Origin of the sequence: Enterobacter sp. WP_7_1 (genome assembly GCF_003688535.1) — a bacterium.
Taxonomy (GTDB): domain Bacteria; phylum Pseudomonadota; class Gammaproteobacteria; order Enterobacterales; family Enterobacteriaceae; genus Enterobacter; species Enterobacter asburiae.
Genome location: NZ_REFK01000004.1, coordinates 234,052 through 254,733, shown reverse-complemented (window position 1 = coordinate 254,733; position 20,682 = coordinate 234,052). Strand labels below are relative to the sequence as shown.

At 55.0% G+C, this 20,682-nt stretch carries 23 protein-coding genes; 3 read left to right on the top strand and 20 right to left on the bottom strand.

The window, feature by feature from the left end; translation table 11 throughout:
• Nucleotides 1–9: 9 nt before the first annotated feature.
• The 17 genes from BJ885_RS17495 to BJ885_RS17415 all read right to left on the bottom strand — a co-directional run bounded on the left by BJ885_RS17495 (nt 10) and on the right by BJ885_RS17415 (nt 14,683).
• Nucleotides 10–483: a hypothetical protein gene (locus BJ885_RS17495; protein ID WP_047646579.1), complete on the bottom strand. Its 474-nt coding sequence runs from the start codon at nt 481–483 to the stop codon at nt 10–12.
• A 1-nt stretch (nt 484) separates the two neighbouring features.
• Nucleotides 485–1,225 carry a winged helix-turn-helix domain-containing protein gene (locus BJ885_RS17490; protein WP_121932444.1) on the bottom strand — a complete coding sequence of 247 codons (741 nt, stop codon included), beginning with the start codon at nt 1,223–1,225 and terminating at the stop codon, nt 485–487.
• A 126-nt stretch (nt 1,226–1,351) separates the two neighbouring features.
• Nucleotides 1,352–2,308, bottom strand: coding sequence for a spore coat U domain-containing protein (locus BJ885_RS17485; RefSeq protein ID WP_121932445.1), 957 nt, complete (start codon nt 2,306–2,308; stop codon nt 1,352–1,354).
• Complete coding sequence (locus BJ885_RS17480; protein ID WP_259467225.1) at nt 2,299–4,587, bottom strand: fimbria/pilus outer membrane usher protein; 2,289 nt, start codon at nt 4,585–4,587, stop codon at nt 2,299–2,301. The genes BJ885_RS17485 and BJ885_RS17480 overlap by 10 nt, the downstream gene beginning before the upstream one ends.
• Nucleotides 4,508–5,284 (bottom strand): molecular chaperone, encoded by a 777-nt coding sequence (locus tag BJ885_RS17475; protein ID WP_121932447.1) that lies wholly within the window; start codon nt 5,282–5,284, stop codon nt 4,508–4,510. Before BJ885_RS17475 ends, BJ885_RS17480 begins: the two co-directional genes overlap by 80 nt.
• 2 nt (nt 5,285–5,286) lie before the next feature.
• A complete protein-coding gene (locus BJ885_RS17470; protein ID WP_029741339.1) occupies nt 5,287–5,781 on the bottom strand; it encodes a spore coat protein U domain-containing protein in 495 nt (164 codons plus the stop codon).
• A gap of 32 nt (nt 5,782–5,813) precedes the next feature.
• Complete coding sequence (locus tag BJ885_RS17465) at nt 5,814–6,356, bottom strand: LuxR family transcriptional regulator (protein WP_029741338.1); 543 nt, start codon at nt 6,354–6,356, stop codon at nt 5,814–5,816.
• Nucleotides 6,353–6,991, bottom strand: a complete 639-nt coding sequence (locus BJ885_RS17460; protein WP_029741337.1) for an EAL domain-containing protein — start codon at nt 6,989–6,991, stop codon at nt 6,353–6,355. The genes BJ885_RS17465 and BJ885_RS17460 overlap by 4 nt, the downstream gene beginning before the upstream one ends.
• 180 nt (nt 6,992–7,171) lie before the next feature.
• Nucleotides 7,172–9,463 (bottom strand): phosphatidylglycerol--membrane-oligosaccharide glycerophosphotransferase, encoded by a 2,292-nt coding sequence (gene opgB / locus BJ885_RS17455; RefSeq protein ID WP_121932532.1) that lies wholly within the window; start codon nt 9,461–9,463, stop codon nt 7,172–7,174.
• Nucleotides 9,464–9,733: 270 nt separating this feature from the next.
• Entirely contained in the window at nt 9,734–10,216 is a 483-nt protein-coding gene (locus BJ885_RS17450) for a DUF2501 domain-containing protein (protein ID WP_073001066.1), read from the bottom strand.
• 83 nt (nt 10,217–10,299) lie between these two features.
• Nucleotides 10,300–11,037, bottom strand: a complete 738-nt coding sequence (gene dnaC, locus BJ885_RS17445; RefSeq protein ID WP_045888125.1) for a DNA replication protein DnaC — start codon at nt 11,035–11,037, stop codon at nt 10,300–10,302.
• Entirely contained in the window at nt 11,034–11,579 is a 546-nt protein-coding gene (gene dnaT, locus BJ885_RS17440; RefSeq protein ID WP_121932448.1) for a primosomal protein DnaT, read from the bottom strand. The genes dnaC and dnaT overlap by 4 nt, the downstream gene beginning before the upstream one ends.
• 148 nt (nt 11,580–11,727) lie before the next feature.
• Complete coding sequence (locus BJ885_RS17435; protein WP_121932449.1) at nt 11,728–12,156, bottom strand: organic hydroperoxide resistance protein; 429 nt, start codon at nt 12,154–12,156, stop codon at nt 11,728–11,730.
• Between the two features lie 83 nt (nt 12,157–12,239).
• On the bottom strand, nt 12,240–12,692 hold the full coding sequence (locus tag BJ885_RS17430) for a MarR family winged helix-turn-helix transcriptional regulator (RefSeq protein WP_121932533.1): 453 nt from the start codon (nt 12,690–12,692) through the stop codon (nt 12,240–12,242).
• 41 nt (nt 12,693–12,733) lie between these two features.
• Nucleotides 12,734–13,375: a TetR family transcriptional regulator gene (locus tag BJ885_RS17425; protein ID WP_121932450.1), complete on the bottom strand. Its 642-nt coding sequence runs from the start codon at nt 13,373–13,375 to the stop codon at nt 12,734–12,736.
• Between the two features lie 67 nt (nt 13,376–13,442).
• A complete protein-coding gene (locus BJ885_RS17420; protein WP_023310302.1) occupies nt 13,443–13,916 on the bottom strand; it encodes a threonine/serine exporter in 474 nt (157 codons plus the stop codon).
• The gene (locus BJ885_RS17415) at nt 13,907–14,683 is read right to left on the bottom strand and encodes a threonine/serine exporter ThrE family protein (protein WP_023310303.1); all 777 of its coding nucleotides are present in this window, start codon (nt 14,681–14,683) and stop codon (nt 13,907–13,909) included. The genes BJ885_RS17420 and BJ885_RS17415 overlap by 10 nt, the downstream gene beginning before the upstream one ends.
• A 410-nt stretch (nt 14,684–15,093) precedes the next feature.
• On the opposite strand from BJ885_RS17415, the gene BJ885_RS17410 reads away from it, so the two are divergent.
• Nucleotides 15,094–15,831, top strand: a complete 738-nt coding sequence (locus BJ885_RS17410; protein WP_047646586.1) for a response regulator transcription factor — start codon at nt 15,094–15,096, stop codon at nt 15,829–15,831.
• On the top strand, nt 15,828–16,463 hold the full coding sequence (gene bglJ / locus BJ885_RS17405) for a DNA-binding transcriptional activator BglJ (RefSeq protein WP_121932451.1): 636 nt from the start codon (nt 15,828–15,830) through the stop codon (nt 16,461–16,463). Before BJ885_RS17410 ends, bglJ begins: the two co-directional genes overlap by 4 nt.
• Before the next feature lie 38 nt (nt 16,464–16,501).
• On the opposite strand, the gene BJ885_RS17400 is transcribed toward bglJ, so the two are convergent.
• Complete coding sequence (locus BJ885_RS17400; protein WP_008502085.1) at nt 16,502–16,960, bottom strand: YbaK/EbsC family protein; 459 nt, start codon at nt 16,958–16,960, stop codon at nt 16,502–16,504.
• Nucleotides 16,961–17,288: 328 nt separating this feature from the next.
• Here BJ885_RS17400 and BJ885_RS17395 point away from each other — a divergent pair, with 328 nt between their 5' ends.
• Nucleotides 17,289–18,635 carry a PTS sugar transporter subunit IIC gene (locus BJ885_RS17395; RefSeq protein WP_023310306.1) on the top strand — a complete coding sequence of 449 codons (1,347 nt, stop codon included), beginning with the start codon at nt 17,289–17,291 and terminating at the stop codon, nt 18,633–18,635.
• 95 nt (nt 18,636–18,730) lie between these two features.
• Here the strand turns inward: BJ885_RS17395 and fhuF are convergent, their stop codons facing one another.
• Together fhuF and BJ885_RS17385 are read right to left on the bottom strand one after the other, a co-directional pair.
• Nucleotides 18,731–19,519, bottom strand: a complete 789-nt coding sequence (gene fhuF / locus BJ885_RS17390; RefSeq protein WP_121932452.1) for a siderophore-iron reductase FhuF — start codon at nt 19,517–19,519, stop codon at nt 18,731–18,733.
• Nucleotides 19,520–19,614: 95 nt separating this feature from the next.
• Nucleotides 19,615–20,679 carry a diguanylate cyclase gene (locus tag BJ885_RS17385; protein ID WP_029740020.1) on the bottom strand — a complete coding sequence of 355 codons (1,065 nt, stop codon included), beginning with the start codon at nt 20,677–20,679 and terminating at the stop codon, nt 19,615–19,617.
• Nucleotides 20,680–20,682: the final 3 nt, after the last annotated feature.

Here is a 20,682-nt window from a genome sequence, read left to right as displayed (position 1 = left end):
CCGTCGACATTATTCCGAGCAGATCAGCACCGGCGAGTAAAAATTGCTGATGACCAGCGCGTCTTCCGGCGTGCGCTCTATCGTCAGAAGCCTTTTATTGCCTAGCGTCAGGCCCGCGACGTACTTTTCAAAGACCCCGGGCGGCATGGCATCGTGGCTAAAACGCTCCACTTTTTGAATGACAATTTCATACAGTTCGCCCTCCACGTGACGCCATTTAAACATCTCCTGTCGGGAAACCTCCCAGCTGCGCGGGGCATTCACCACGCTGCCGTTTAGCGTGATGTACCCCGTTTTGTCGGGATGAAAACGCATAATGATCTCGCCGTCAAAGGTGAAATCGTGGCTGTCGCGCCTGTCGGAGAAGGTCAGGTTTCCATCGCAGGCTACCGAGAGCGGGGGCGTGTGGAAGTACCAGGCCAGCGCGGCGCCCAGCAGCAGCAGGTTGAGGATCAGGATTAGCCAAACTTTTTTGTGTTTCATATCACCACTCGTAATAGTAAAGCGTACGACAGGCGCTGGCTTTACCCCGCGTGAGGGAACACTGGGAGAGCACCAGCCGCCCTTCGTGGCCGTAGAAAAGCGTTCTCTGAATGTGCATGTAGAAGATGGAGTTTTTCAGGCACGGAAGATGGCCGTCCTGCTGAAGAGTCTGCGCCAGCCCAATCGCCTTCTCATGGAACACGTCCGCCAGCGGCGTAAAGGTGTAGACCGGACAGGTGCCGATATGCGTCAGCAGATGGATCTCCCGCTGCGAGTTTTCTGGCTTGATGAGCGCGATCCAGATGCATAGCGCAACGACGACCAGCGTGAGCGCGCCGCAGAACAGCCATTCCGGGCGAACGCGCCATGCAGGTTGCGCCGTTTCGGCGGTCGGTGGGGCCTCCTCAAGCGGGGTGACCGTGACGTCTGCGCTGAGCATAAAGCCAGTTTTCGGTACGGTAACGATAAAGAGCTCGTCGGGAAGCAGAGTCGCCAGCATCTTGCGCAAAATGCTGATGTACTGGTTTAAGGAGTTGTTAGACCCCTGGAGCCCTCGCCGATCCCAGACTTCCTGAAGAAAGGTTTCCCGTTCGACCACGTTCCCATGATGCTGAACCAGCAGCCTCAGGATGGTATTCGCCGTACAGGTGAGGAGCTGCGCATCTTCATCCGGCGCATTGATAAGAGAAACAGAACCGTCCTCGTCGTTATAGACGATGGCGTCAGCAAGCAGGTATTTCATAAGTTGTTGTAATAAAAACAGAGATAACGAATAAAAAGAGAAGGCTTACGCCTTCCGGGCAGCACTGCTGGCTATTTTAACGCCACTGTTACCGATAACATTGATCCAGACAGGATTTTGGGTGGTTTAATAAGTCAGCGTGATAATCACGTCATCAATAAATTCCCCGGTACCGGTTAGCGGCTGTGCCGGGACCTCGCCGTAAACGGTGTAGTTCTGAGTGCCGCCTGCAGGGTTGGTGACCTGCAGCGCATCGCCGCTGCTTTGATCCCCCCAGCGTTGCGTGGCCGCCTCATCCTGCCAGAGCCCGTAGCGTAGGCACTGACCCTCGCTATTGCAGAGCTGTCGCTGATTACCGCTGGCATGGTTGCCTTTGCCCATGGCAAGAGTGAACGCGGTTCCGGCCGGACAGCGCGTGGTGAGGGTGGCGGTGGATCGCGTCGGGCGCAGGGTTGCGGTGCTGGTCAGGGTGCCGAAGTTAAGCGGAGTTACGCGCTCGATGTAGCATCCCTGGCTGATTTCGGCCTGCGCGTTGGTGCCGCCCTGCACCTGCTCCCCCTCTGCTGAACCGTCCGAGCAGTTTTGCAGCGCATCCTGACGCACGGCGCTGTGCCAGGCGATGCGCAGATTCATGTTGTAGTTGTAATAGTGGTAGGCCGGAAGCTGGCTTTGCCCTGCCGGAATGGTGGCGATAAGAGGAAAGGTACCGCTGACGTTGGCATTGCTTTCCGCGGCCAGGGTCTGCTGAATCAGGTTCCCGCTGCTGGCAGGCCCCAGCTCCTGAGAACGCGCTGCGCCATTAAGCAGGCGGAAGAGGAGAGTGTACTGTTTCCCCTCCTGGTCCCCCGGCGAGATCATCTCAAAGGGCGGGGCGTCTACGCTGCTCAGGCAGACGTTGATAAATTCCGTTCTGCCCTCGTTGTCGGCCTGGCAGCTAAATTTTACCTCGGTGTTGACGGAGGTTGTGTTGCCCGCCACGACGTTGCCAAAGTTAATGGCGGGCGTGGAGGTTATCCAGCAGGCTGCCGCCATCGCCTTCACGGACAGGACGAGCAGCAATAATAACGGCGCTCTTAATGACACAGTTGTTCTCCGATATTCTGTATTGATGACGCGGTGCGCGGCTCCGAAAGCGTGACCCGGCACTCCCCCTCACCGGTCTTCACCACCAGTTCACCCGGCAGGGGCGGATCTTCAAGCCAGATAAAGCCGTCGCGTCCTACGATGGTCGCACCCTGCGGCGTTGACACGACGCTGCCCAGCGGGAGCGGCCTGCGGCGGCTGTCGACCAGCCGGGCCTGAACCGTGACGGCGTGATGGACGTTAAAATCGACTTTTACCGCGCTGCTGTTGCCCGGTCTGGCATGCATGTCGGTGACGGGAGCGATCACATCGGCGGGCAGATCGAGCGGGTTAATGCTGATTTTGCTGTTGTGGTAACGCGGCAGGTCGGTCAGCAGGAGATAACCGTCCTCATCCGTTTCACCGGCCGGGCGGTTTTCCAGCATCACCGGTACGTGCCCAATGCCGTGCGTTGACACCAGCGCCATGCCCTGCTGGATATAACGCAGCGCGTGCAGGCTGCCGTCCAGCAGCGTCAGGCTGCCTTCGGCTGAGGCGTACTGGTTGCCCTGGTTAGCACCTTGCTGCAGCCCAACGTGCCATTCGCCCGCTCGGCCCAGATAGCCTACGTCCGCATATCTTTCACGTCGTTCGCCAAAGCCCTGGCCCAGCTCCCATGACCAGCCGCCGGCCTCATCGTCCGGCTGGTGGCGGTAATCCATGCGCGGTTTATCCCGGCTGGCCTGAACGGAGAGCGTGTCCTCGCGACCCAATGGGACGGAAAGCAGCAGCTGAACGTGACTCGACGAATCCGTAAACGAGCGGGTATAGCTCAGCGTGGTGGAGATGTGTGCTGGCAGCGACAGCGACCAGGAGGCGTTGAGATAACGCTGTGTATTGCCCTGAATGTTCTGCTGTACCCAGCCTGCGCCCACGGTTCCGAAGTGGGGGACGGACTGGCTTACCCAGACGCTGTCGCTGCGTCTGACGGGCGCGGCACCGCTCATACGGGCGTTGTCGGCGAATCCCGCCCCGGTGCGGACGGTGCTGGCAGAAATGCCCGTTCCTCTCCCGTTCCACTGCCAGCCGAGGCCCCACTGAACGCCCTGTCCGTAAGGGCTGTCGCTCACGGCAACGTGCTGGCTGACCACCCCTACGGCGGGAGAGACCAGCCAGTCAGCGCCCGTGCCCACGTTGCGCAGCCTGCGCTGCTGTTCCGTATGCAGCGCCAGCGTCAGGTGATTATTCACCCCATAGCGCCAGCCCGCGTCCAGCAGAGGCGAAGCGGCATAGTCGTCGGAGTGCTGGGCGTAGTTTTCCCGCATCCAGCCGATGTCCAGCGAGCCGCTGCTGAGCCCTTCCGCCAGCATGCCCGGCGCGCCGTAGAGATCGAGCTGTACGGCGCGACGCTGACCGTTGATATCGGTAATGACCACCTCCGCCTGCCCGCTGCCGGTGAAGGAGGGCAGGGTATCCAGCAGAAAGTCTCCCGGCGTGACGCGCTGGCTGCTCTGCTTAAGGCCGTCGATATACAGTTCGACCGTGGAAGGCAGCACGGCCGTGTCGCTGTAGCGGCTGCGCGGTTCGGTATTGAGCTGGGGATTGAGCTCAAAATTACGTGCCCAGTGCAGACCGCCAAAGCGTACCTGCCGGGTCCAGCGGGTGCCGGTGGTGATGCTGTCGCCCAGCGCCAGCGTGGTCAGCGAGTCGGTATTATCCCACTGCCAGCGGGTTTCAAGACGGGTGTGGGCAGGCCGACCGGCGCTGTTTTCCTCCCCTGCATGGCTTGAAAAACTGCTGCTGAACGTTCCGGGTAACCCTCCGGACGCGGTCAGCATGGTCTGGGCGTTAAGCTGGCGCTTCCCCTGCGCATCGCTGGCGTAGAGCGAGTATCCGAGCGTATACGCGCTGACGGGCTGCGCATCAGGATAGCGGTAAAGCGGTGTGGGCTTTGAGACGGTCAGATGCTGCTGGCCCTCGAACGCCTCTGCCTCTGCGGTAATCGACACCTGCTGGGACAGCACGTCGACATTGACCTTCAGGCCCGGCAGGGAGGTCAGCTCAACCCACCCGGCGCGATCGTCCGGGGCGTGAAGCCCCAGCTTTTTCATGTCGCTGCGGCTTATCCATAGCGCATTATCCACCACCCGGCAGGCCCAGAGCTCGCCTCGCGGGGCGTGGTTCACGGTAATGGCCAGCCATTGTACGGTGTCTGCGGGTTCAGCCCGGGCTGACAGCATGAGCGGTAGCCAAAACAGGAGCGCGAGAAGCGAGCGGGCGCAGGGGTATCTGGCTGGCATGGTGGTCATCATTGAGATAGACGCGCAGCGTGCTGAGCGCGTGTCGTGAAGCCTGCTTAAGCGGTAAAAGGGCGGTTTGTCCCGGAAGCACATAGCCCGCCAGGCCTTTAATCGAGCCTACAACCTGCCCATCGGCCGTCAGGGCCTCAAGGTGGCTCAGGCGGATGTGGCGATTTCCGGCGTTAAAGCAGCGGAGGGTGGCCGGCATTTCTGCCTGCTCGCAGCTCAGTGCATCGTGGCTGGCTGGCGCGTTCTGGTTCCCGGCAATAAACACCGGAATCGAGTAGCGCAGCAGGAAGTGCACCGCGTTGGGATTGGCGGCACGGGACGTGGCGTCCGGCAGTTCGTCGATGACCAGCCGGTAACTTTGCTCTTCTGCACGGATGCCAGGCTGCATGACGATAATGCGCACCAGCTGCTGCTGGCCCGGCGCCAGTGATGTCATCGCCGGGCTGCTGACCACCTCCCCGGTGGCCACCAGAACATCTTTACCGTTTTTTTGCGTCCATTCGTACACCCGAATCTGCGCATGGATGGCCGCTTTCCCACTGTTAGTGAGATAGACCGCCGCTGCCCGCTGATTGCTCTGCAGGTCGAGCGTTACCGGGGCCACCTGAAGCGTGGCGGCCAGCGCGTAGCGCGACAGCAGCGCCAGCATCATGAGCCACAGAATGAAGCAGGGAAGGTAGCGACGCACGATCAGTACTCCAGTTTTAACGTGATATCGTCGCTGTAGGTACCTGCCTGGGCGGTGGTCAGCGCTCCGGCGTCAATGACGCCATACAGCGTTTCCTCCTGTTCCGCACCGTTGCCGGTATCGTCCAGGCCATTCGTGCCGGTGATTTGCGTCTGTTTGCCTTCGTCGGCAAAGAGTTTCCACGCAATCTTCTGCGCGCCCGTTTCGCCGTTTTCCGGCTTCAGCCAGAAGGTACCGTTTTCGCCGTCGTTGCTGGTGGCTGTGAGGGTGAAAGGCGTGCCGTTGGTACAGACGATATCGACCTGCGTTTTGGCCTGGATTTCGCTCGACTCATCGGAGCCGTGACGCGAGAAGTTGAGGTCGTTGGCTTTAAGGGTGCACGACTTCACGACCTCAAGTGATACGTGCATCGTCGCGCTTGCGGTACTGTCTGCGGCGATCGCAGCAGCAGGAAGCAGGAGAACGGAACAACATACAAGGGTGGGAATAATTTTCATGATCTTATTTCCTGACGTGAGTAACAGTGCAATTACAAAGCGAATGACTGAGCGTCCAGCAGGCAGAGTTTTCGATGGAATTCCGCCAGGCTGTGACAACAAAATTTGTTCATCGCGTTACGCTTGTGGGTGTAGATCGTTTTAGGGGACTTATTCATGATTTTTGCGATGCGAACCGGACTGAATCCTTTATGGAGCAACATGCAAACCCGCCTCTCCTGATGCGAGAGCGTGGCAGCGTTTTCGATGGCGAATGTCGTATCGCTAAAACAGTGGCTTAGCTGTGCAAACGAGAGGTTGTCCGCGACTACCCGGACCCGCTCGTTGCGCAGGCAGGCGTGAACGTCGCAGACCCGCGCGGCATCCGTAAATACCAGCCAGTTCTCTCCAGTGTGTGTATTGAGCAGCCGTTCCTGCAGGTGCAAAAGCCCTTCAGGATTAACGTCATGGATCCAATACATCTCCGGGCGAGGGGTAACGGCCGTCGAGATCATCGAAGTGAGGCCAAGCCATAAAAACGTATTCCCGCTCAGAACGATAACCTGATAACCAGCATTCGGAATGAAAGGGGTCATTTTCTACCCCACAGATAGCCCTGGCCGTAATCGGCCGCGCTGGCGCGGGCCAGCGCGAAATCACCCGCGGTTTCGATGCCTTCGATCAGCACCTTGCTGGCGACGCGCTTGCACTGGCGGGTGAGATGCAGAAACTTGGCCTGCTCGATCCGCCCGTTCCAGAAGGTATGTTTGTCAATTTTGATGCCGCAGAAGCGGATCTGGCTGGTCAGAAGATCGGGAAGAAGGTCTTCGCAGACATCGTCTGCCCATACTTCTATCCCCCACTGATGGAGCGTCGCGATGCATTTCCGCAGTGCCTGGCTTTGCGTATCCTCAAGCTGGACCATCGTATGGAGATCGGTGACCTCGATAGCAAGTCTCTCCGGGCAGGGTGTCTCTTCTTTTAGCCTGTCGAGGAAGTCCGTTTCCAGCAGTAAATCCGATGTCGCATTGAGATAATACTTGTCCCCATCCTTGCAAAACATGGCATGACGAAGCTGCGCAAAGAAGTGCGCTTTACGCTGCGTCGCGGGCATCGAGCCAAAGTAATCTTCAAGATTGACGTGGGGCTTTGCCGTAGACAATACCTCCCAGGCAATCACATTTTCACTGCGCAGTGCCCGGATGGATTCGAACTTATAGCCGGTTAGCATGATAAAAGTGCGTAACGCTCCGTTGTGATTTCAGGAGTCGCACATTTTATGAATTTGTATTTTGGCGGGATATTTATAGATAAAAATGGCTTATATAAAGTGTTTTTATCTAATTTATAAGCATAATATAGAATTATTTATTTTCATAAGCGCCCGGCAGCACGCCGGGCGCGACGCGTGTTAACCTGCTTTGCTGACGATTTTGATTTCAACCATGCCGATCCCGAGCTCGCGCGGTGAGTGCCCAAGGATATTCCCCTCGTTCGTGGACTGCGGGTCCGGCGGCACGATCACCAGGGTATTGCTGCGCGAAGGATTCTCAAAATGCAGCGTCTGCGTGCTCACGTCGTTCCCAAGCGTCAGCGTCTGCTCCCGATCGCCCACGCGCACGGGGACGGGCTTGTTAGCGTTGGGGCCATACGCTCTGGCGGTGATCACCAGGTCGAACTGTTCCGGCAGGGGATGGGCGTACTCAATTTTCACCTCGTTGCCCAGCTGCGCGTTGGACCAGCGCCCCCAGGACTCCGGACGCGAGATGCCGCTAAACTGCTTCACTTCCTCGGGCGCGCCGGCCACGTTGAAGATAAAGCTGTCCGCTTTGTAGCGAATATCGTTATCGCTGACTTTCAGCATGTCGATGTTGTGCTGATAGCGCGCGGTATCAATCACCGTATCGTTGAACGCGGTTTTGCCTTTCCACCGGGCTTTATCCACGTGCTGCACGGTTTGCTCCCCGCCGAGCTGGCCCTGAGAGACGCACCAGTCGGTAGAAAGCGCCAGCGGCTGCGACCAGAGCTGGCCCATTTTGTAACACCGGTCGACCCAGACAAAATTATCGCGAGGGGCAAAATCGGCCAGCTGATAGCGCAGCGGCGCGGAATATTCGCTTTCCGGCAGCGGCTCGACGCGCCCCTCCGACACGCGCACCAGCAGCGGCAGACGGAAGCTGCTGCCCGAGAAGGCAATCGTGTTTTTATCCCGATCGACGGTGAAGTCCTTCATCTCTTTCGGGAAGTTCCACAGGCGGATAATGTCTGGCTTCCAGGCGAGGATTTTATCCTTCATGTTGAGGAACACTTCCGACAGGGATTGCCCCGACAGCGTGCTGCGGCCCAGGCCAATAAAGTTGTCGCCGCCCAGAATGTCCAGCACGGTTGCGCCGTTATCCATGGAGTTGCGTTTGGTGGCAATTACCTCCTGCTGCGGCTGGTCGCCGCGCAGGACAAAGAACAGGTTGCTGCGATCCTGCTTGTTGAGCTGATCCCAGGCGCTGTTTTTCATCGCCAGATGGTCAGACGAAACGACGATGACGGTGTTTTTAAACCAGGGCGAGGCTTTGATTTTCTCGACCAGCGCGGCAATGTGCTCCTGACTGCAGGTCACGGCGCTGAAAGACTTGTTGTTTTTGCCGTCTACGTCATAGCTTTTGCGTTTGCAGCTGCGCGAGACGAACCCGTCCGGATGGTGGGTATCCACCGTCAGCGCAAAGAGGGAGAAGCGCTTGCCCGCGCGGGAAAGCTCCTCGAATTTCTTCCAGGTTTCGTCGAGCACCGTATCGTCATAGAAGCCCCAGTCGTTACGATAGCTCGGATCGGCAACCGTCGTTTTTAACTCTTCTGAGCCATACAGGTGGTCAAAACCGTGGGATTTCAGGAACACGTCTTTTCCGGCAAAGCGCAGGTTTGCCCCCTGCACAAAATAGTTTTCGTAGCCGGAGTTTTTCAGGATATCGCCGAGGCAAATATTCTGTGGGAAGAACGTCGACATCGAGGCTGAGGCGTTACCTTCAAAAGGCGCGAACAGCGGGATACCGCACTGGGAGGCAACCATCCCGGCAATCGTATAATCCGTGCCGGGCAGCTGCATGGTGTGGCTGAAATCGAGACCTTCATTTTTCAGCGCCCCCAGGTCCGGCGTCAGGTCAGGGAACGCATCGTTATCAAAGTACGTGCGCTCCAGGCTTTCGCCGTAGATGTAGACCAGATTGAGCTTCGGGCTGGCGATCGTTTTCGACGGTTCTTTATAGTAAGCCACGAAATCAGGATCGCCGTCGCGCGACTGGGATTTTACCAGCTCGGTGATCTGATGGAACGCCGGGCTGGCGTCGACGGAGGCCAGCGCCAGGAACAACGCCAGCAGGCTATAGCCATGATGGTGCGGGTGATGGCGACGTCGACGCAACACCCAGGCCAGAGCGCCAAAAATCGTCACCAGCGCGACGATAAGGCCGAGCCCCGGAAGAATGTACTTGCCCACACCCGCGCCCGTCAGGCTGTTCGTCAGCGTGTAGAGCACCGCATCGTTAATACCGTCACCGGTAAAGTAGTCGCTGGCGTATAAGGTAATGTTTAAAATAATAAAAATGCCGAGCACCACCAGCGTGGCGATAAACCACCAGGTGTGACGGCCGGCTTTCCAGGCGTAAACGCCGACAGAAGCCAGAAAAAGGATAAGAGACATGAATTCTGACAACAGCATATCCTCATGACGCCAGGTGCTTCGCTGGCTAACTGTTTATTTTTTGGGTCATACAATGTAATTGCGATGTCGTTAAGCTGCAATTTTAGTGTCACGAAAGTGTGCTGTTGTTAGGATTTGGTTTAGAAAATCGTTTTTATGAAGAAGGTCGCATCCTGACAAACGGACGCTGAGACGGTGGCAGGTAGGAAAAACGCTCGTTTAGCGCCGCGTTGCAAGACTATCGCATTAAACGCGGCGTGTTGTGGCAGAAAATGGGATGGATCAAGAGATGAAATTAACGCCTTGTTTCAGCACCAGATCGCAGGCTTTGGTTTTCACCTGTTTTGCCAGAGAAGAGTTGCCGAGGGTGCTCAGGTTTAGCTGCTGCCCGTTTTGCGCGTTAAGCAGGCCCTGAATGCCGTCCATATAGTTGGTGTCCGCTTTCTGCTCCTGAGTATCCAGACCCAGTTTACCCAGCACCTGGTTTTTCACGTTTTGCGCGTCGGTCACGGAGGCCAGCTTTTGCTTTGCGCAATATTCCAGAATCCCCGCCGCGTTATTCATCGTGCCCGCGCTGAGGCTCTGAGAGCTATTGCCCAGCAGGCTGGTGAGGGAAGAGGCGGAGAGTCCACCCTGAGAGCTGCTGCTCTCTTTGGTCAGCTCATTTGCCGCGCTTGACAGGGACTCCTGCCAGGACGCTGCTTGCGCCGCGCCGGTCACCAGCAGCGCGCCTAAAAAGGTGCTGATTAGAATCTGTTTTTTCATCATGGCTCTCTCAAAAAGGTCCGTTTTGGGCCGAAGGGGTTCCAGTATATACCTATGCCCTGGCGGCGATTCCTGGAACTGTCTTAATACTCTTTGCCGGTAACGCGGCTGCGGTAACTTTCCCAGTCGAAGATGACATAGAGACTGTTACCGAGCTTCATGCGATCCATAACGCGTTCACCCAGTAAGCGGGTCATCTCGTCGATATTGTGGTTCGTCAGCATGCCGGTGGGGCGCTTGGACGAGGAGCGGCGGTCGACAATCTGGTTGATGATCACTTTTTCATAGCGGGATTCTGTCTGAACGCCAATCTCGTCGATGACCAGTAAATCGACATTGCTCAGATCGTTGAGCAATTGCTCTTCGCTGGTTTCGCGGTTGCTGAACGTGTCTTTCATCGCAGACATGATATCGGCCACGGTGATGATGAGAACCGATTTACCCCGCAGAAGCAGCTCGTTGCAGATAGCGGCTGCAAGGTGGTTTTTTCCGGTGCCCGGCTTGCCGCTAAAGATAAAGCTGGCGATATTGCCGTCGAATTCATCCACGTACTGACGCGCGGCGGCAAGGGCGTGCATCTGCCCGCTGGTCTCGATTTTATAGTTATCGAACGAGCAGTTCTGGTGCAGGGGACGGATACCGGAACGGTTAAAGGTGCGCTGCATTTTCATCGCCCGGTTTTCCCGGGCGAGCGCGGCGGCGCGGATCTCACCTTGCTCTTTTTGCCACGCCAGCAGCTCTTCACCCGTGGTGAACGCGGGCTTCACGTTGGCAGGCATCATTTTTTGCAGACGTTTCATCAGGTCGCCGACGTTCTTCATTTCGCACCTCGGAATCCGCTGGGGATCTGTTTATCCGGTTCGGAAAACGCGTTGATATCGCGTTTAGGCTGGCCGTTGTTGCCGGCGCGGGTAATTTGAAGATGACGCGCGAGCTTTTGCTGCCACTGAATATGGGTGAAGACTTTACCTTCCGCCTGCCACCAGGCGGTAAACGCGGCGAGCTCTTCCGCAGTGGCCGGCTGGGTTAGCGCAATGCCCCACAGCGCGGCCTGCCGCTGAAAATCCGCATCCGGCTGCCAGCCCGCGTACAGGGCAAATTTTCCCATCGGAACGGTCACGGGGACGTTAACCGGTTCATCAAAGAACTGGTTGTCCAGCGTGATATCGCTCGCCGGGCGTGACAGTTGCGCTTCAATCTCCAGAAGCTGCGCCAGGCGTTCCGGCGTGATTGCGTAGAACGCCGGCGCGTTGTTGGCAAATACCGCAACCGTGCCGCCTTCGGCATGGGTCAACACACCGCGTGGGTCGCGCATAAAGGCATCAATGCCAGCAATGCTGGTGGTCAGAATTCTGGAGGACATAACGCTTACTCTACTGATTACTACGGGCGTGATATGGGCTTATGGTAGCACAGAGAGAGGAAAGGGAAGGAGGGGATTTCCCCGGTGGCGCTGCGCTTACCGGGGCTACAGTCATAGAACTGATAAGCGCAGCACCATCAGGCATTTATCACGCGATGATATTCAGGGTCACGTCGATGTTGCCGCGGGTCGCGTTAGAGTACGGGCAAACAATGTGCGCCGCATCGACCAGCTTTTTAGCTTCCGCAGGATCCATTCCCTCAACGTGGATGTTCAGTTTTGCCTCGATACCAAAGCCGGTTGGCAGCGGGCCAATACCCACTTCGCCTTCAATAAAGGCCTCTTTTGGCAGGGAAAATTTGTCGCGCGTGGCCACAAACTTCATCGCGCCCAGGAAGCAGGCAGAGTAGCCGGCAGCAAACAGCTGCTCAGGGTTCGTCACTTCTCCCCCCATGCCGCCCATCTCTTTCGGCACGCCCAGTTTTACGTCCAGTACGCCATCGGAAGAGGTGGCGCGACCGTCACGGCCACCGGTTGCTTTGGCTTTGGCGGTATAAACGACTTTTTCTAAAGACATGGCAGGTTCCTCATCTTGCTTAAGTGTGTGCTATTAAATAGCGTGCGATATATATGGGTAATAATCACGCGTAAAGTATAGCCTTACACGCGGTGTAGCTGTTGTCGCAAAAGTTCGAGCTGCTGTTTAAGCGCCAGCAGGGTGTCGGTATCACACTGCGCTGCGCAACCCACCGCATGGGGGATGCCCAATGCCTGCTGCTGAAGTTCACGTCCCGCTTCACTCAGGGTGACGGCGACCTGACGTTCGTCTTTGCGCGAACGGTGACGGTTTATTAACCCGGCACTTTCCAGCCGCTTCAACAGCGGCGTCAGGGTTGCAGAGTCCAGAAACAACCGTTCGCCGATGTCCGACACCGTCATGTCATCCTGCTCCCACAGCACCAGCATCACCAGGTATTGCGGGTAGGTCAGGTTCAGCGGTGCCAGCAGTTGCCGGTACAGCTTATTAAGCGCCAGGTTTGCCGAATAGAGGGCAAAGCAGAGCTGGTTATCCAGCTTGAGCGCAGCGGTTGCGTCATTCGTTTTCGCGTTCATGAGATGAATATAAATAGTGTGCGATTTAATTGCAAGCAATTTTATGGGCAGGTGTAGCGGAGCGCCACCTGAACGGCCATTTTGCGGTAGTGCTGGCGCTGAGCCTGTTCGTCCGCCCCGTCTTCAAACAGGAGCGTGAAGGTGTAACTATTGGCAACGTAGTGAAAGCTGAAGCTGCTTATCAGGCGGTGAAGATCGCGGGCGTCAACCGTCTGGCTGAAGAGCTGTTTTTCTTTGCCCCGGCGCAGGATCTCCTCCAGCAGGTCAAGCGCGCTACGGTTGACCTGGCGAAGATAGCTCGACTGCTGCATAAAGCGGCCCCGCTGCATGTTTTCCATGCAGATAATCCGGATGTAGTCCGGGTGGTCGGCATGATAGTCAAAGGTGGCTTCAACCAGGTTGACCAGCGCTTCGACGGGGGGCATTCCCGCCAGGCTTAGCGCTTTTTCACTGGCGCGAATCTGGGTGTAAACATGTTCCAGAACCAGGAGATAGAGATTCTCTTTATTTTTAAAATGGTAAACCACCATGCGTTTGGTGGTGCCCGCTTTTTCCGCGATCTGCTCCATGCGGGCACCGTTCAATCCATACTCGGCAAAAAGCGCGATGGCGCTCTGAAAAATTTTCTCTTTCAGGCTGGATTCTTCGCTGTGCTCGGGGTGTTCGCTGCCAGGGTTAGCCACATCCTTTCCTTATTTTCACCAAACTGACCAGAAGGATTATCTCCATGGCAGCGAAATAACACAAATATCAAACGCGTGGGCGTTTGCGGTACAGCCACAGCCCGGGGATCGACAGCCCGATGGAGAGCGCGCCGACGATGGATGAGGCCTTTAGAAAGTTGCTCAGGAGGAGGATCATCTGCGGCTCGGTGTAGCCAAAATGGCTGATTTTCACCGCGGAAATCATCGCCGTATACGCAGATATGCCCGGGAACATGGGGATCACGGCGGCGACAGTGAACACCTTGGGATGCGCCAGATACCAGCGCGACCACTGGATGCCGATACTGCCAACCAGCATGGAGGCCATAAATGTCGACCATTCGATGTTAAATCCTGCGGTCATCATTACCATTCGCGAGCCATGACCAATCGCGCCCAGCAGCGCACACCACCGCAGAGCGCGTTGCGGAACGTTAAACACCATCGCAAAGCCGACGGCAGGAATGGCGGCCAGAAGCATGTCCTGTGCCAGCGCCAGCAGAAAATCTATCACGCCCATCCGCGTAACCCCCAGAGTGTCATGGCCATTACTACGCCGATGCAGGTCGCCAGCGTCAGCAGGCTGGCAATAGCCCAGCGTGCCAGACCGGTATTGATGTGTCCTTTAAACATGTCGGCAACGGCGTTGATCAACGGAAAGCCCGGAACCAGCAGAAGCACGCTGGCGGCCATGGCAATCGTCGGGGTAGTGGCAAACTGCGGCAGGCGCAGCAGCAGGCCGGAAACCGTTGTGGCGACAAACGCGGTAATACAGAAGTTAATTTGCGGATGCAGCTGTCTGTGCGTCAGCAGCTGGCGAACATACATGGCGATACTGCTGGCGAAAAAGGTGACGATCGCGCCGTCCCAGCCGCCTTTATTGAGCTTACAAAAGCAGGCGCAAGACAGCCCTACCATCACCACGACAAGCCAGCGCGGATAACGTAATGGCTTAATTTGGCTGAACCGTTTTTCAATCTCCCGAAGATCGAGAAGCTTATGTTCAGCAAGGATGACGATGTGCTGCACTTCGGTCACGACGTGCATGTTAATGCCGCGGTCATGGTTTTTGCGGGTGGAGGTCAGGCACTGACCGTCTTTGATCGTGGTCAGCACGATGGCGTTGGATGAAATAGCGCTTTCAACGCTATCCATACCCAGCGCCAGTCCCAGCCGGGTGGAAAGCTCCTCAACCAATGCGCTTTCCGCGCCGTGCTGGAGCAGAAAAAGACCGCACTGAATACATAGCCGCGTGATAGCACGCTGCGTTGACCGATCTGCCTGCATGTATTGTCCTGAAGAAGGTGGAAAGTTGCCGGTTGGCCCATAGCGATTACTTTTAGCACAAAGTGCAGTGCCTCTTGCTGTGGGCCAGATCAAGGTTTATGCAAACAGTTGCTGCCCTTAAGTGCGGAAGGGGCTGGAATTAATTCATCATTTTGGTGAATTATTAATATTAAAATATAAGTTATTTATATTTAGTTATTCTAATTTTATATTGTAGTTATTTTAATGACACTGCAATTAAAATTAATTTCGCTTTGTGAGATATTACTGCTGTTTAGGCATTTCTTAAACTAAGAATACATCTCATCTTCTGCTTGTATTAACCTGCTTTACACTCAGGGACGAAAAATACTCATACGTTGATGCATTTTAACGTTACTCATCACATGAAGAATGGACACGGAGGGTCTATGTTGTCTTTGCACGGTAAGCATAGCGTTATCATTAGCCGGATACCGGTCATGCAAAACGGGTTAGGGGGCGTGATGACTCGCCATTTCCCCGATTTTGAATTGACCTATTGCAGCTCATTGCAGGAGTTAACACTGCTCCAGCTACGCCGCGCTGACGTCATCATTGCCGATATTTCAGGCGAATACTGGAATCCTCGGGGCGCGCTCGAAGAGTATTTCAGTTTATTGAATCAATACCGGAACATTCACTGGATCTTTTTAGTTTCGCGGCCGCTTAACCCTATTGCCGTTGAGTTACTTGTGCGCCCGGAAAGTACGTTGCTTTCTGATATTGAACCCATTGAAGGGCTGGTTAACGCTATTCGGGCAGGTAGCGAACGCGCAGAGCGGGTAAGCCAGGCGTTGTTAACCCCGGAACCTCAAAGTACGGGGGAAGAAGACGAACAGGTTATCGCGCTCACGCACTCCGAACGCAAAGTATTGCGGCTGTTAGGTAAAGGATGGGGGATTAACCAAATCGCCACATTGCTCAAGAAGAGCAATAAAACCGTCAGTGCGCAGAAAAACAGTGCGATGCGACGGCTGTCATTACGCAGTAATGCCGATATGTACGCCTGGATAAACAGTACACAGGGAATGCGAGAGCTGAGTTTGATGTCAGCCTATGGAGAGTTCGAGGAATGGAAAAAACCGATTCAACAAGACATATCGCCGTCGTCGAAATTTGCACGATGAGTGCTGTTGGGCTAAAGCATCTTTTTGCGATGCCCGGCCTGAATCATTATCAACTGCATCTGTTTAGTGAATTTGATAGCTTTAAGAAAGCACTTCAGCACGTCGACTTTTTCTCGCTGATCTATTCATATTCTGATGCGCGAGACGACCGTCGTAGCTGCCTGGCGCACCTGCGGGATTTTGCGTTTACGCATGGTCATATCCAGCGCATTATCCTGGTCGCTGATGAGATGGAAGCAAGATTAATTAGCCATCTTTCCCCATCACGCCTTCACGGTGTGGTGAGTAAATCGCTGAAGCTTGAACAACTGCATAAGGAACTTATGGTGTTGCTGAGCGAAACCCTGCGCATCAATGACAATATGATGAATCACTGGTACCAGAGCCAAAGCAGAATGTTAAGCCCAACGGAACGGGCAATATTGCGTTATATGTCTTGCGGCTATTCCATTCCTCAAATCGCGGCACAGCTTGAACGCAATATTAAGACCATCCGGGCGCATAAGTTTAATGCGATGGTGAAGCTGGGGGTGAACTCTGACGTAGGGTTACTCGATGCGGCGGATATTATTACCCACCTTCCGGCAAGCGAACCGCAAGGTTCGGCACTCAGTAAGCCGACCTTTTTATAACCTGCCTGTTGCGCGCCAGACAGGCTCTGGCGCAACAATCAGATGCAAACATCAACCCATTTTGCGGAGGTCAGCTCTGCCATTCTGTCAGGTGAAATACGCACGGCACTATGAATTGCGCCTGCTGCGGGCAGGACTTCGGCGTACTGCTTTAGCGAGATATCGCAGTAAACCGCGAGCGGGTTTTCCAGGCCGAACGGGCATACGCCGCCAACGGGGTGACCGGTGATGGTCACCACTTCATCACTGCTGAGCATGCGCGCTTTTGCACCAAACGTGTCTTTCAGCTTTTTGTTATCCAGGCGCGCATCGCCTTTCGCTACCACCAGAATCACCTCATTTTTCACCTTTAATGACAAGGTCTTGGCGATTTGTCCCGGTTCAACGCGATGGGCGGCAGCAGCCAACGCAACGGTAGCGGTACTCTGACTAAGTTCAATAACGTCTATATCCGGCGCGTTGTCGGCAAAAAACTGCTGTACAGACTGCAAACTCATTGTTTCCTCCTGACAAATATCCTGCGTAATCTGTCATAAGAATTTATGCTCTGTAAATATCTCTTCGGTAACAAATATCCCGAACGGCTGATTTCTGGATCCTCTTCACAATCACGGAAACCGGTTACAGTAACCGGTTGCAGAGCGTGATGCGTCGATTAATACTGAGTACGTAACGTCCCCTGTACCCAATAATAAGAGCAAATTATGAAACCATTCCGTCTGAGCAGTACCCCTGGTCCACAAGCCAGCAAGGTTGTGAAGGTGATTTATGGAACAACGTGCGGCGCAAATGTGCCCGTAACAAACGTCTGACAGGAGATCGGCCATGTCTGCCAACCATGCTGCGTTTAACCTGATATTCCGTTTTGTTGAAAATTACGTGAGCCCGATTGCCGGGCGGATCTCTTCCCAGCGTCATGTCATGGCTATCCGTGATGGGTTTATCTCCGCGATGCCATTTATGATTGTGGGTTCATTTTTGTTAGTGTTCGCATACCCGCCGTTTTCGCCGGATACCACCTGGGGTTTCGCCCGAGCCTGGCTGGATATGGCAAAGCAGTTTGAAGGTCAGATTCTGACGCCGTTTGATATGACGATGGGCATTATGTCCATTTATATTTGTGCGGCCATTGCCTACAACCTTGGTAAACACTATGTCAAATCGCACCAGTTAGACCCGTTTATGTGTGCCATGCTGTCGCTGATGGCGTTTCTGCTGGTCGCGGCACCGAAAACCAAAGGCACGCTGCCAGTCGACAGCCTGGGTGGGACGGGCATTTTTACTGCGATTCTGGTGGCGATCTACTGCGTTGAGATGATGCGTTTCCTCAAGGCGCATAACATCGGTATTCGCCTGCCAGACCAGGTACCTCCGATGATTAAAAACTCTTTTGATCTGCTCATCCCGGTGCTGGTAGTGGTGTTGACGCTTTATCCTCTGAGCCTGCTCATTCAGTCTCAGTTCGGCATGCTGATCCCGCAGGCCATTATGTCGGTCTTTAAACCTCTGGTTTCCGCAGCGGATTCCCTGCCTGCGATCCTGCTGGCCGTGTTGATTGGCCATCTGCTGTGGTTCGCCGGGATCCACGGCGCCGCCATCGTCTCCGGGATGCTGCAGATGTTCTGGCTGACCAACCTGGGTGCGAACCAGACCGCGCTGGCCGCCAGCCAGCCTCTGCCGCATATTTTTATGGAGGCGTTCTGGACGTTCTTTATCGTGATTGGCGGGTCGGGAGCCACGATGGGCTTGGTGATTTGCTATTTGCGTAGCCGTTCAGCGCATTTACGCTCTATCGGGCGTTTGAGCGTGGTACCCAGCTTCTTTAACATCAATGAACCCGTCATTTTCGGTACGCCAATCGTGATGAACCCGGTGTTCTTTATTCCGTTCCTGCTGGCACCGATGGTAAATGCCGTGCTGGCCTGGGCGGCAATGACGTTTGACCTGATTGGCCGTGTCATCTCAGTGGTCCCCTGGACGGCACCGGCACCAATAGGCGCAGCGTGGGCTCTGGGCTGGGATTTCCGAGCGGCTATTCTGGTTGTGGTTCTGGCCTGCGTATCGGCAATCATCTACTTCCCGTTCTTCAAAGTGTACGAGAAACAGCTGCTGGAGCAGGAAGCGGAAGAAGCGCAGCGTAACGCGGAAGAGGACAATCAGCAGGTGGCTTAGGTAAAAGCAAAACGGCAACTCAGGTTGCCGTTTTTAGTGTTTGTTCCCTCTCCCTGTGGGAGAGGGGCAGGGTGAGGGCATCAGGCCGTGGCCGATTATTTCAGCGTGCAATCCCCGCACTGCTTAACGTCCGGCAGGCGATAGCGCTGGCAGCAGGTGCGGCGAACCAGAAGCCCATCACGAAGCACGACAGTACGGAATAACGGGTTGTCGCGGCCATCGGAAAGCTGTTTTGCAAAGAAACAGGACTGACGCAGGGCATCAACGTTCTCATCCCCAAGCAGAGGCTTCATTTCCGTTAAATACCAGTGGATTAAATAGCCCGTATTGCTCCAGATAAGCTTCGCGTTAATCTCTCCCGTCGCTTCAAGCGCTTCTACCACTGGGATCAGGGCCTGGGTGATAAGCTGCTCCATGCGCTCCTGAGCCGTCAGGCCTTCAGAGTTCTGGTTTTCGTGCAGATCAATCCAGAAACAGGCTGCGCGCCCGGTTTCGTGAAATTCGACGTGGAAATTATCCGGCGAGAGTTCCAGCATGCTCTTCTGGGTTAACAGCGCCAGCATGAGGGGAGGCACCATCAACCCGATATACCACTGCGCCCAGAGAGAGAGCAGTGGTTTATTTTCCCGCGTAAGGGTGGGCTGATTGCGATAGATATGGTCGGAATAGGTGGCCAGCAGCGACTGCAGTTTTGTCGGTTGACGCCACTCTGAGAGAGTCATGGCGTGGTTCGGGTGCGCTTCATCAAGCCGGATAAAGTCCAGCAGGTGGGCTCGCGTCTCCGCAATCTTATCCCGTATGGCATCCGCAAGCGAAACATTCCCGCTGGTGAGGGGCGCTCGCCAGAGGAGGGGTTCGACGATGTGTGCGGTTTGCGTAGCCATAGTATAGATAGAAATCTAAATGATAATGATTGCCAATCCTAACTATTGCTCATACCAATGGCAAGACTTTTGTCCGGGTGACACCGCAGTGATGTTTATGCCGTCTGCAGCTCTTCACTCAACAGAATGTTATTGCGCCCCATATGCTTTGCTTCGTAGAGGGCTTTGTCCGCTTTTTCCAGCGCGCCTTCCACGTCTTCATCCTCGAAAATGGCAATACCAATGCTGATGGTGACGTTTGTCGCGACACTCTCATTAAACAGATGCGGGATTTTCAAATCGTAGACTTTCTGACGGATCCGCTCGGCCGTCTGGCGAGCATGTTCGAGTGAAATATTGGTCAGCAGCACCATAAACTCTTCTCCGCCAAAACGCGCCACAATATCGCGAGAACGCACGGCGTCGCGGATTGCCGCAGAAACGCGCTTCAGCGCCTGGTCGCCCATCATATGGCCATAATGATCGTTATAGGCTTTAAAGTGGTCGATATCCATCAGCAGAACAAAGTGCTCGCCATTTTCTACCGTCGGCAGGTTCTCCAGACGACTTTGCAGACCGCGACGATTATAGAGCCCGGTAAGCGGGTCCATCATGCTGAGATCGGTAAGGGTTTCTCGCTCTTCCAACAGGCGAGAGAGCAATTCCTGAGCGAAACGATCGTTACGCGTTTGCAAAATGTTATGAATAGCAATTGCCACCACAGGAAGTGCGAAAGAATAGGTCATTCTTAGCCATATATCGTGATCGCTTAGCCACAGGCAGACAATAAAGGTGGGCAATGAGTGCAGCGTAAATGCTTTGATATTACTGGCGAATGCCAGCGTTCCGATAAAAAGTACCGTTAATAGGGCGATTAACAAATACGTCGCGTGGTCGTGGGTAATTAAGGCGAATTTAGACACAATTTGCCAGGCCCACAAAATACCGAAGATCCCTGAAACCACGGGAATATTTATCTTCCGCGCGCGCTTTCTCCAGTGCCAGACGAACAGGCCGGTGCTGATGGAGAAAATAGCAATAAGTGGGGCAGATAACAGGCGTACAGAATTGAGCGGATTTGTTACCGAGAACACTGCCGAGGTTGCGTTCAGAAATAAAAATAAACGTAACGACAATTGATATTTTCTGTGAACCAAAGACCGCCAGGATTGTGATGTCATAGT

What these genes read in the sequence shown, in the direction of transcription:
- BJ885_RS17495 (WP_047646579.1), bottom strand. Translation starts at nt 483, where the DNA reads ATGAAACACAAAAAAGTTTGGCTAATCCTGATCCTCAACCTGCTGCTG.
- BJ885_RS17490 (WP_121932444.1), bottom strand. Translation starts at nt 1,225, where the DNA reads ATGAAATACCTGCTTGCTGACGCCATCGTCTATAACGACGAGGACGGT.
- BJ885_RS17480 (WP_259467225.1), bottom strand. Translation starts at nt 4,587, where the DNA reads ATGCCAGCCAGATACCCCTGCGCCCGCTCGCTTCTCGCGCTCCTGTTT.
- BJ885_RS17470 (WP_029741339.1), bottom strand. Translation starts at nt 5,781, where the DNA reads ATGAAAATTATTCCCACCCTTGTATGTTGTTCCGTTCTCCTGCTTCCT.
- BJ885_RS17465 (WP_029741338.1), bottom strand. Translation starts at nt 6,356, where the DNA reads ATGACCCCTTTCATTCCGAATGCTGGTTATCAGGTTATCGTTCTGAGC.
- BJ885_RS17460 (WP_029741337.1), bottom strand. Translation starts at nt 6,991, where the DNA reads ATGCTAACCGGCTATAAGTTCGAATCCATCCGGGCACTGCGCAGTGAA.
- BJ885_RS17450 (WP_073001066.1), bottom strand. Translation starts at nt 10,216, where the DNA reads ATGAAAAAACAGATTCTAATCAGCACCTTTTTAGGCGCGCTGCTGGTG.
- dnaC (WP_045888125.1), bottom strand. Translation starts at nt 11,037, where the DNA reads ATGAAGAACGTCGGCGACCTGATGAAACGTCTGCAAAAAATGATGCCT.
- dnaT (WP_121932448.1), bottom strand. Translation starts at nt 11,579, where the DNA reads ATGTCCTCCAGAATTCTGACCACCAGCATTGCTGGCATTGATGCCTTT.
- BJ885_RS17435 (WP_121932449.1), bottom strand. Translation starts at nt 12,156, where the DNA reads ATGTCTTTAGAAAAAGTCGTTTATACCGCCAAAGCCAAAGCAACCGGT.
- BJ885_RS17430 (WP_121932533.1), bottom strand. Translation starts at nt 12,692, where the DNA reads ATGAACGCGAAAACGAATGACGCAACCGCTGCGCTCAAGCTGGATAAC.
- BJ885_RS17420 (WP_023310302.1), bottom strand. Translation starts at nt 13,916, where the DNA reads ATGGGCGTGATAGATTTTCTGCTGGCGCTGGCACAGGACATGCTTCTG.
- BJ885_RS17415 (WP_023310303.1), bottom strand. Translation starts at nt 14,683, where the DNA reads ATGCAGGCAGATCGGTCAACGCAGCGTGCTATCACGCGGCTATGTATT.
- BJ885_RS17410 (WP_047646586.1), top strand. Translation starts at nt 15,094, where the DNA reads ATGTTGTCTTTGCACGGTAAGCATAGCGTTATCATTAGCCGGATACCG.
- bglJ (WP_121932451.1), top strand. Translation starts at nt 15,828, where the DNA reads ATGAGTGCTGTTGGGCTAAAGCATCTTTTTGCGATGCCCGGCCTGAAT.
- BJ885_RS17400 (WP_008502085.1), bottom strand. Translation starts at nt 16,960, where the DNA reads ATGAGTTTGCAGTCTGTACAGCAGTTTTTTGCCGACAACGCGCCGGAT.
- BJ885_RS17395 (WP_023310306.1), top strand. Translation starts at nt 17,289, where the DNA reads ATGTCTGCCAACCATGCTGCGTTTAACCTGATATTCCGTTTTGTTGAA.
- fhuF (WP_121932452.1), bottom strand. Translation starts at nt 19,519, where the DNA reads ATGGCTACGCAAACCGCACACATCGTCGAACCCCTCCTCTGGCGAGCG.
- BJ885_RS17385 (WP_029740020.1), bottom strand. Translation starts at nt 20,679, where the DNA reads ATGACATCACAATCCTGGCGGTCTTTGGTTCACAGAAAATATCAATTG.